The following is a 2,627-nucleotide window of genomic DNA, read 5'->3' on the forward strand; positions in this document are numbered from 1 at the left end:
TGATTATTTCGTTGTGATAAAGCCAACATTTCGTTTTAATTTGAACCAGTGTTTCGCAATAAATGGACCACCATTTCGCTCTAAATTGTACCAGGTGGCGTAGCCTTCGAATATATTATGAACTCCTTCTATAATATAGGCCGTAGATACTTGATATCTGCCCTGTACATAGAAAGGAGTTTTTTTATTATGGTCAAAAGGTACAAGGAAATTCTGCGGTATTTCGATAATGGATTTTCGCAGAGACAGATTGCAGACCTCACCAATGTATCAAGAGGGACTGTGATCAAAACTATCGACGCATTCAAAGCGTTGAACGTTCCATGGAAGGAGGTGCGGTTTTTAAGTGATCAAGAGCTTGAGGAAATTCTATTTCGAAAGTCGGATAGCTTATCTAATTCTTTATATTTGGAACCAGATTTTGAATCGTTATCTCGTGAACTCTTGAAAAAAGGAGTCACAAAGAAACTTCTCTGGGAAGAGTATGTCCAATACTGTGATACTGTTGGGAAAATCCCTTACAAGTACACGCAGTTCTGTGTTCGATTTAATAGATTTTTAGAAGTCAGTAAGGCAACAATGCATTTTGAACATACTCCTGGGGAGAAGATGGAAGTTGACTGGGCTGGTCAGACATTAACTGTTGAGGATCCATATACCGGAGAGATTCATAAAGCTTATCTGTTCGTTGGGGCCTTGCCTTATAGTCAATATGTGTATGCCGAGGTAACAGAGGATATGAAACAAGAGAACTGGATCATGGCTCATGTTCATATGTTTAATTACTTCGGTGGAACAGCACCTGTGCTTGTTTGTGACAATTTAAAGACAGGAGTAACAAAACACCCTAAAAATGGAGAGATCGTATTAAATGATTCATACAAGGAAATGGCTGATTATTATGACATAGCGATTATTCCTGCCGCTGTAAGGACACCAAAAGGAAAGCCAAGTGCTGAGGGGAGCGTCGGGAAACTGACATCGGATATATTAGCTCGTCTGAGAAAAGAAACATTTCATAGTGTTTATGAAGCCAATGAAAAAGTGAAGCAACTGTTAAAGGATTTCAACAGCAGGCCGTTTCAAAAAAGGGATGAGTCCAGGATCACAGTGTTTCTTTTAGAAGAAAAAGAAAAGCTAAGAGAACTTCCTAAGGATCCTTTTGAATACGGATATTGGAAGCAGGCAACGGTACAGTACAACTACCACGTATCGATTGAGAAAATGTATTATTCCGTTCCCTATGAATACATTCACAAAAAAGCAAACGTAAGGGTATCTAAAAATCTGATTGAGATCTATATCGATCATCAGAGAATCTGTTCACACCCAAGATTGAAAGGAAGAACCGGGCAGTATTCGACCAATCCGGATCATATGCCACCTAATCATAAGATGGCATCCGAATGGAATGGAACGCGTTTTATAAGATGGGCATCGAAAATTGGTTCCAATACGGAAACGGTTATACAAAGACTGCTCGGCTCCTATAAAGTTGAACAGCAGGCATACAATGGATGCCGGTCCATATTGAAGTTGGCAGACTCAAATACACCGGAAAAGCTGGAAAAAGCTTGTGTAAAAGCTTTATCCCTGATCCATTCACCCCGCTACAGAAATATTAAATTAATCATTCAGCATATTCAAGATAACAAGGAAGAGCCCGATATAGAAGATAACGAAGGAGCCATCCTAAGAGGAAGCAATTATTATGGAGGAACAAACAATGAATAAAGACACGATTGAAAAATTAACACAATTAAGATTACCAGGGATGTTGAGAGCCTATAAGGAACAAAGTGAAATAAACGGAATCAATGATCTCACCTTTGAACAAAGATTTACTCTTTTGGTAGACGCAGAGGTGGACAGTCGTCATAACCATCAGATAGAACGATTGATCAAGAATGCTCAGTTTTCAGATAAAGTGGCGTCCATAGAAGATATTAAATATTATGAAGATCGCAGACTGAACAGAAACTTAATCGAGCAACTGGCAACCAACCAATACATAACCGAAGGAAAAAACATTATTATTATAGGAGCTACGGGAACAGGGAAAAGTTATCTGGCATGTGCTTTAGGTAACTGTGCCTGTCTGGAAGGCAGGAAAGTATTGTATATTCGACTTCCGGATCTGATTACTGATTTAACACTTGGAAAGGAACAGGGAAACTACAAAAAGATATTAAAGAAATATGAGAAAGTAGATCTTTTGATAATCGATGAATGGCTATTGATACCTGCCAATGATGTGGCACAGCAATATATATTAGAAATCACGGAAAGAAGATACAGATCAAAAGGAACAATATTCTGTTCCCAATTCTCGAGTGATTCATGGCATAAAAGATTAGGAGGTGGCGCCTTGGCCGATGCGATATTGGATCGTGTTATATCTAAATCAGTGACCATCAAGATAGAGGGATCCCAATCCATGAGAACCAGATAACACAAAAATAAGATACCGGACAGTTTCAAAACCGGTATCTTTTTATCTGGTATATTTTCGCCGAAATAGTGGTACATGGATGCGAAATATTCAATGACCATCAATTGGTATATTTTATGCGAATCGGTGGTACACGCACAGCGAAATCATGGCCTAATTATAGGCGAAATATTCA

General features: G+C 38.7%; 2 protein-coding genes. Both read left to right on the forward strand.

Going from position 1 to position 2,627, the window contains the following annotated elements; genetic code table 11:
* Positions 1-189 precede the first annotated feature (189 nt).
* On the forward strand, positions 190-1,734 hold the full coding sequence (gene istA, locus HNQ43_RS09035; RefSeq protein ID WP_183376969.1) for an IS21 family transposase: 1,545 nt from the start codon (positions 190-192) through the stop codon (positions 1,732-1,734).
* On the forward strand, positions 1,727-2,452 hold the full coding sequence (gene istB / locus HNQ43_RS09040) for an IS21-like element helper ATPase IstB (RefSeq protein WP_244957069.1): 726 nt from the start codon (positions 1,727-1,729) through the stop codon (positions 2,450-2,452). The genes istA and istB overlap by 8 nt, the downstream gene beginning before the upstream one ends.
* The last annotated feature ends 175 nt before the right edge of the window (positions 2,453-2,627 follow it).

It is taken from the genome of Faecalicoccus acidiformans, assembly GCF_014202635.1.
Lineage (GTDB): Bacteria > Bacillota_I > Bacilli_A > Erysipelotrichales > Erysipelotrichaceae > Faecalicoccus > Faecalicoccus acidiformans.

What these genes read in the sequence shown, in the direction of transcription:
- istA (WP_183376969.1), top strand. Translation starts at nt 190, where the DNA reads ATGGTCAAAAGGTACAAGGAAATTCTGCGGTATTTCGATAATGGATTT.
- istB (WP_244957069.1), top strand. Translation starts at nt 1,727, where the DNA reads ATGAATAAAGACACGATTGAAAAATTAACACAATTAAGATTACCAGGG.